Origin of the sequence: Pseudomonas sp. NPDC079367, from assembly GCF_044542195.1 — a bacterium.
In the GTDB taxonomy this organism is placed as follows: domain Bacteria; phylum Pseudomonadota; class Gammaproteobacteria; order Pseudomonadales; family Pseudomonadaceae; genus Aquipseudomonas.
Genome location: NZ_JBITTW010000057.1, coordinates 23,120 through 30,223 on the forward strand (window position 1 = coordinate 23,120; position 7,104 = coordinate 30,223).

5 protein-coding genes and 2 pseudogenes are annotated in these 7,104 nt (G+C 60.7%); all 7 read right to left on the reverse strand.

Features of this window, described 5'->3' with window-relative positions:
* Window positions 1–46 precede the first annotated feature (46 nt).
* Window positions 47–838 (reverse strand): amidohydrolase, encoded by a 792-nt coding sequence (locus tag ACIGDJ_RS26885; RefSeq protein ID WP_397480135.1) that lies wholly within the window; start codon window positions 836–838, stop codon window positions 47–49.
* On the reverse strand, window positions 826–1,974 hold the full coding sequence (locus tag ACIGDJ_RS26890) for a pyridoxal phosphate-dependent aminotransferase (RefSeq protein WP_397480136.1): 1,149 nt from the start codon (window positions 1,972–1,974) through the stop codon (window positions 826–828). The genes ACIGDJ_RS26885 and ACIGDJ_RS26890 overlap by 13 nt, the downstream gene beginning before the upstream one ends.
* A 212-nt stretch (window positions 1,975–2,186) precedes the next feature.
* A pseudogene (der, locus tag ACIGDJ_RS26895) lies at window positions 2,187–3,659 on the reverse strand (ribosome biogenesis GTPase Der).
* A 135-nt stretch (window positions 3,660–3,794) separates the two neighbouring features.
* Window positions 3,795–4,946 (reverse strand): outer membrane protein assembly factor BamB, encoded by a 1,152-nt coding sequence (bamB, locus tag ACIGDJ_RS26900; RefSeq protein ID WP_101162031.1) that lies wholly within the window; start codon window positions 4,944–4,946, stop codon window positions 3,795–3,797.
* Window positions 4,939–5,580, reverse strand: coding sequence for a tetratricopeptide repeat protein (locus ACIGDJ_RS26905; RefSeq protein ID WP_397504664.1), 642 nt, complete (start codon window positions 5,578–5,580; stop codon window positions 4,939–4,941). The genes bamB and ACIGDJ_RS26905 overlap by 8 nt, the downstream gene beginning before the upstream one ends.
* A 41-nt stretch (window positions 5,581–5,621) precedes the next feature.
* Entirely contained in the window at window positions 5,622–6,911 is a 1,290-nt protein-coding gene (gene hisS / locus ACIGDJ_RS26910) for a histidine--tRNA ligase (RefSeq protein WP_003227887.1), read from the reverse strand.
* Between the two features lie 22 nt (window positions 6,912–6,933).
* Window positions 6,934–7,104, reverse strand: a pseudogene (locus tag ACIGDJ_RS26915) (4-hydroxy-3-methylbut-2-en-1-yl diphosphate synthase); the annotation flags it as partial.

Consider the following 7,104-nt stretch of genomic DNA (forward strand, 5'->3'; position numbering starts at 1 on the left):
GGCGTACATCCTGTAGGAGCTGCCGAAGGCTGCGATCTTTTGCTTTTCAGGTGAACTCGAAAGTGTCGGCATCCAGGTTTGCCGGAAAGCGTTCACGATAAGCCGCCAACGGCGCCGCTTCCAGAATCACCTGGAACACGCCATCCGCCTCCCCCGCCGCCAGCAACGTCTCGCCCTGGAAATCCAGCACCTGACTGTCACCGGTATACGCAAAGCCCTTGCCATCGCTGCCGACCCGATTCACCGCCGCCACGTAGCAGAGGTTTTCAATCGCTCGGGCCGGCAGCAGGCGATTCCAGTGCAGACGCCGTGCGCCCGGCCAGTTGGCGGTGTACAGCAGCAGATCGGTGTCCTGCGCATCGCGGCTCCACACCGGGAAGCGCAGGTCGTAGCAGATCAGCGGACGAATCCGCCAGCCCTTGAGCTCGAACTGCACCTGCCGCTCGCCGGGCGTGTAATGGTTGTGCTCGCCAGCCATGCGGAACAGGTGACGCTTGTCGTAATGCAGCACTTCGCCGTCCGGCCGCGCCCACAGCAAGCGATTGCGATGGCTGCCGTCAGCCGCCTGAATAATCGCGCTGCCAGTGATGACCGCATCGAATTTCGCCGCCTGCGCTCGCAGCCATTTGCTGGTCGGGCCGTTTTCGGCTTCGGCGAGGGTTTCCGACTCCATGGAAAAACCGGTCGTGAACATTTCCGGCAGGATGATCAGATCGGCCCCACGGGCCTGCTCCAGCAACAGCTCGAAATGCTCGAGGTTGGCCTGGCGGTCGTGCCAGGCCAGGCTGGTCTGAACCAGCGCCAGAGTCAGGTCTGGCAAAGCACTCAAATCACGCATAGTTTCGCCGCCGCTTCACGCAGCGTCTCCTCGCGTTTGGCAAAGCACAGCCGTATCAAGCGCTGGCCTTGCGGTGGATTCTGGTAGAACACCGACACCGGAATGCTCGCGACACCGTGCTCGCGAGTCATCCACGTGGCCATGTCGACATCATTCAGATCAGGGCGGATCTGTGAATAATCAACCAACTGGAAATAAGTGCCACTGACACGGGTGAAGCTGAACCGCGACGGCGCGAGCAGATCGCAAAACAGATCGCGCTTGGCCTGATAGAAACCCGGCAATTGTTCAACGTGCTCGGGGTGCTCGGCCATGTAATCGGCCAGCGCGTATTGCAGCGGTGTGACGCCACAGAAACTCACGTATTGATGCACCTTGCGCAACTCGGCCGTCAGCGCTGGCGGGGCGACGACATAGCCGGTTTTCCAGCCGGTGACGTGGTAAGTCTTGCCGAACGAGCTGATCACGAACGCGCGCTGATAGAGCTCTTCATGGGCGAGCACGCTGACATGCGGCACGCCGTCGAACACCAGGTGTTCGTAGACTTCGTCGCTGATCAGATAGATGTCGCGATCACGGATCAAGGCCGCCAGTTGATCGAGCTCGTCGCGGCTGATCAATGCGCCGCTGGGGTTATGCGGGGTGTTGATGACGATCATTTTAGTGCGCGGGCTCAGGGCCGCGGCGAGCTGGTCGAAATCGATGGAAAAATCGTCCGGATTCAAGTGCACATGCACGCAACGACCACCCGCCAGCTCCGTCGCCGGCGCGTAGCTGTCGTAGCATGGATCAAACACGATGACTTCGTCGCCACTGTGGATAACGGCCTGAATCGCGCAGAAGATCGCTTGGGTCGCGCCGGGCGTTACCGTCACTTCATGATCGGCATCGACATTCACGCCATAGCTGCGGGCGATCTTGGCCGCGATCTGCTGGCGCAACGCCGGCAACCCGGTCATCGGCGAATACTGATTATGGCCACTGGCGATATGCCGCCCGACCGCATCACGCAGCGACTGCGGCCCGTCAAAATCCGGAAAACCCTGCGACAGGTTGATCGCGCCGGTCTGCGCCGCGAGCTGAGACATCTGCGTGAAAATAGTGATGCCGACATTCGGCAGCTTGCTGGTGATCATCGGGGGTTCTCTCTCGACACCCGGCTCTGACGACGGCTCGGGAGAGCCCGAGGATAGCCCATCCGGCGCCCATAAAAAAAGGGCGCTCTGGTGAGCACCCTTCTTATCGCCGAACCCTGTAGGAGCTGCCGAAGGCTGCGATCTTTTGATCTTGTCGTAAAAGCAAAATCAAAAGATCGCAGCCTTCGGCAGCTCCTACACGAAGTCATCAATCACTTTTTATCGCGGCGCTTCTTGCTGGCTTTCTTGTTGTGCGACATCAAGCGACGCTTCTTGTTGACCTGACGGTCGGTGAGCGTGTTCTTGTTGCCTTCGTACGGGTTCTCGCCGCCCTTGAACTCGATGCGGATCGGCGTACCGACCAGCTTGAGCACACGACGGTAAGTGTTCTCCAGATAGCGCACGTACGACTTCGGCACTTTCTCGATCTGGTTGCCGTGAATCACGATGATCGGCGGGTTCGCACCACCGAGGTGAGCGTAACGCAGCTTGATCCGGCGGTTGTTGACCATCGGTGGCGCGTGCTCGCCCACCGCATCTTCGAGAATCTGGGTAAGGCGGTTGGTCGGCCAACGGGTGACCGCCGACTTGAACGAGTTCTGCACCGAGGCGTAGAGGTTGCCCACGCCCGTGCCGTGCAGCGCCGAGATGAAGTGAATATCGGCGTAGTCAACGAAGAACAGTCGACGTTGCAGCTCGACCTTGACGAAGTCGCGCTCGCTCGGCGTCATGCCGTCCCACTTGTTGATCGCGATGACCAGCGCACGACCGGACTCGATGGCGAAGCCCAGCAGGTTCAGGTCGTGGTCGACCACACCTTCGCGGGCGTCCATCACGAAGATCACCACGTTGGCGTCTTTGATCGCCTGCAGGGTTTTGACCACGGAGAACTTTTCGACTTCTTCGTGGATCTTGCCGCGCTTGCGCACACCGGCGGTGTCGATCAGCGTGTACTTCTCTTCATTGCGCTCGAACGGAATGTAGATACTGTCCCGGGTAGTACCCGGCTGGTCATACACGATGACGCGGTCTTCACCGAGCATGCGGTTGACCAGGGTCGACTTGCCCACGTTCGGCCGGCCGATGATGGCGATCTTGATCCCGTCTTTTTCGCTCGGGCCAGGAATGCGCTTGGCTTCCTCGCCTTCGGCAACGACTTCTTCCTCTTCACCTTCAGCCGGCTCGTCATCATCACGCGGGAATTCGCTCAGGGCGGCTTCCAGCAGTTGCGTGATGCCACGGCCGTGGGCGCCGGCGATCGGGATCGCGTGGCCCATGCCCAGCGGGGCGAATTCGGCGCGGGCCATTTCCGGGTCGATGTTGTCGACCTTGTTGGCCACCACGTGGGAACGCTTGTTACGTTTGCGCAAATGCTCGGCGATCATCTGGTCGGCAGCGGTAAAACCGGCCTTGGCATCTACCAGAAACAGCACCACATCGGCTTCTTCGATGGCCAGCAGCGACTGCTCGGCCATTTTTTCGTCCATACCATGTTCGTCACCGGAGATACCGCCGGTGTCGATCAGAATGTAGGAACGCCCTTGCCACTACGCCGCTCCGCACTGGCGATCACGGGTCAGACCGGACAGGTCGCCGACGATGGCGTCGCGAGTCCGAGTCAGGCGGTTGAACAAGGTGGACTTGCCGACGTTCGGTCGGCCCACCAGGGCGATTACGGGAACCATGCGGCTCTCCACTGCGTTATTTCAGAAAATACAAAAGCCGCTGCGAGGCAGCGGCTGGTGCTCGGGGCAACACCCGGAGGCGCTGCAAACTCTGCTGATGCAGGGCCGCTTGGGGATCAACCCCAAGCATAGTTGTTACTTGATGGTCAGGGCTTCCAGTTTGCCGCTGTTGCCATACACATAAATCGTGTCGCCCACCACCAGCGGACGAGCACGCAGGCCGTCGCTGTCGATGCGCTCACGGCCGACGAAACGACCGTCAACCTGGCTGAGCAGGTGCAGATAACCTTCCAGGTCACCCACAGCTACATAGCTGGAGAACACTTCCGGAGCCGACAGCTGACGGCGAGCCAGCGCATCGTTGCTCCACAGTGCGGTGGTCGAACGCTCGTCGACGCCTTCAACGGTGCCCGAGGACAGGCTCACGTAGACGCTGCCGAAACCCTGAGCGATACCGGCGTAGCTCGACGCATCGCGCTGCCACAGTTGACGACCGCTTTCCAGGTCCAGTGCCGCCACGCGACCCTGATAACTGGCCACATACAGCGTGCCGCCGGACAGCAGCAGACCGCCGTCGATGTCGACCACGCGCTCCAGTTCCGAACGACCCTGTGGAATGGCGATGCGTTGTTCCCACACCGGCACGCCGTTGGAGATGTCCAGAGCGACCACTTTACCCGTCGACAGGCCAGCCAGCGCCAGACGGTTGGTGACCAGCGGAGCACTGGTGCCACGCAGGGTCAGGACAGCCGGAGTGCTGTCATACACCCAACGCTGGTTGCCGGTGGCCGCGTCCAGACCGATCAGACGATCGTCCTGAGTCTGCACAACGACGACGTCGCCATTGTTGGCCGGCGGCGCGAGGACTTCACTGTTGACGCGCGCACGCCACTTCTCTTCACCATTGCTGGTGTCCAGAGCGACGACTTCGCCACGCAGGGTACCGATCAGTACCAGACCGTAACCCACGCCAACGGCGCCGGAGACAGGCAGTTCCAGATCCTGGTCCCACTTCACGTCGCCGTTGCTGCGATCCAGTGCCATCACCACACCGGTCACATCGGCGGCGTAGATGGTGTCACCGTCAATCGCCGGCACCAGCATGTTGTAGGTTTCACCCTGACCGTCACCGATCGAGCGACTCCACTGCTTCTGCAGAACCACTTCTTCCTTGAAGTCGGTCAGTTCAGCCGGTGGCAGTTCTTTCTTGCTGTTGCTGCTGCAACCCGCGGCCAGAAGGGCCAGAGCCAGCAATGCTGCATGCTTCCAACGGATCACGTCACGCATCCCCTTTGGCCAGGTCGTCGAGCTTGATTTGAAGGCCACCGACTGCCGCTTCATCCGACAGTGCCGCCTTGGCTTTTTGATACGCCTTGTTCGCGTCATCGGTACGGCCCAAGCGCACCAGCAGGTCGCCCTTGAGTTCTTCGCGAGTGGCCAGGAACGCTTTGTCGGCATCGCCGTCGAGCAGTTTCAGGGCGTCTTCGGCCTTGTCCTGCGCGCCCAGCACCTGCGCCAGACGCTGACGGGCGATTTCGCCCAGCGCCGGGTTGGCCGGTTTGTCGACGATGGCTTTGAGTTCAGCGGCTGCGTCGTCCAGCTTGCCGCTGTCGACCGCGACTTTGGCGACAAACAGGCTGCCGTATTGCGCGTAAGCCGAACCGCCGTATTCGCTGTTGAGCTTGCCGGCCAGATCCGCAACGCGCGCGGCATCGGGCTTGCCGTCAGGCGTCAGGGTGGTTTCCAGCAACTGCTGATAGAGCACCGAGGCGCCTTGCGACTGGTTGCTCTGGTATTTGTGATAAGCCTGCCAGCCGAACACGATGACCAGCGCCAACAGGCCGCCGGTGACCAGAGGTTTGCCGTTGCGTGTCCACCAGACCTTCAAAACCGCCAACAGATCGTCTTCGGTACTCGACACCCCAATACTCCTTAATCGCTAAATCGGCTGTTAAGACAGCTTCAACCCTGCACGACGCAGGTGGCCAGGTGAGCGGCGAGCGCATCCCAGGCAATGCTTTGTTGTTCGCCCTGGCCACGCAGGGGTTTGAAACCTACCACTTGCTGGGCCATTTCGTCGTCACCGAGGATCAGCGCGTACAGCGCACCGCTCTTGTCGGCCTTCTTGAACTGGCTTTTGAAACTGCCGGCGCCGGCATTGACTTGCAGACGCAGGTTTGGAAGCTGATCGCGAACCCGCTCGGCCAGAGCCAGACCGGCCAACTCAGCCTGCTCACCGAAGGCGCAGAGGTAGACGTCGACCTGACGGGAGATTTCTTCCGGGATCTGCTCGAGGGTTTCGAGCATCAACACCAGACGCTCGATGCCCATGGCGAAACCGACGCCCGCGGTTGGCTTGCCGCCCATCTGCTCGACCAGACCGTCGTAACGGCCGCCCGCGCACACGGTGCCCTGAGCGCCGAGCTTGTCGGTGACCCATTCGAAAACGGTTTTGCTGTAGTAATCGAGGCCGCGCACCAGTTTCGGGTTGAGCACATAAGGAATGCCGACGGCATCCAGACGCGCCTTCAGGCCTTCGAAGTGAGCCCGGGACTCGTCGTCGAGGTAATCGGCCATTTTCGGCGCATCGACCAGCACGGCCTGGGTGTCGGCATTTTTCGTGTCGAGCACGCGCAGCGGGTTGGTTTTCAGGCGACGCTGGCTGTCTTCGTCGAGCTTGTCGTGGTGCGCCGAGAGGTACTCGACCAGCGCTTCACGATAGCGACCGCGGGACTCGCTGGTGCCGAGGCTGTTGAGTTCGAGCTTGACCGCATCACGGATACCCAGCTCGCCCCACAGGCGCCAGGTCATGATGATCAGCTCGGCGTCGATGTCCGGACCGTCGAGGTTGAACACCTCAAGACCGATCTGGTGGAACTGGCGATAACGGCCTTTTTGCGGACGCTCGTGGCGGAACATCGGGCCGATGTACCAGAGTTTCTGCACCTGACCGCCACCGGTGATGCCGTGTTCGAGCACAGCGCGCACGCACGCCGCAGTGCCTTCCGGACGCAGGGTCAGCGAGTCGCCGTTGCGGTCTTCGAAGGTGTACATCTCTTTTTCGACGATATCGGTCACTTCACCGATCGAGCGTTTGAACAGCTCGGTGAACTCGACGATCGGCATGCGGATCTGCTTGTAACCGTAGTTATCCAGCAGACGCGCAACAGTGCCCTCGAAATAACGCCACAGCGGGGTCTGTTCGGGCAGGATGTCGTTCATGCCACGAATGGCTTGCAGAGACTTGCTCACAAAAATTCCTTAATTCGTTCGATCAGCCGCGCGCGATAACCGCAGCGTCAGCTTCGACCTTTTCGGCCGCTTTCTGGCGGATCAGCCGTTCCAGCTCATCCACCAGATTGTCATTCGTCAGTTTCTGCGACGGCTTGCCATCGATGTAAATCAGGTTGGGCGTGCCGCCGGTCAAGCCGATATGGGCTTCCTT

Bases quoted from the DNA above. Each gene is read 5' to 3' on its own strand.
- ACIGDJ_RS26885 (WP_397480135.1), bottom strand. From the start codon at position 838: ATGCGTGATTTGAGTGCTTTGCCAGACCTGACTCTGGCGCTGGTTCAG.
- ACIGDJ_RS26890 (WP_397480136.1), bottom strand. From the start codon at position 1,974: ATGATCACCAGCAAGCTGCCGAATGTCGGCATCACTATTTTCACGCAG.
- bamB (WP_101162031.1), bottom strand. From the start codon at position 4,946: ATGCGTGACGTGATCCGTTGGAAGCATGCAGCATTGCTGGCTCTGGCC.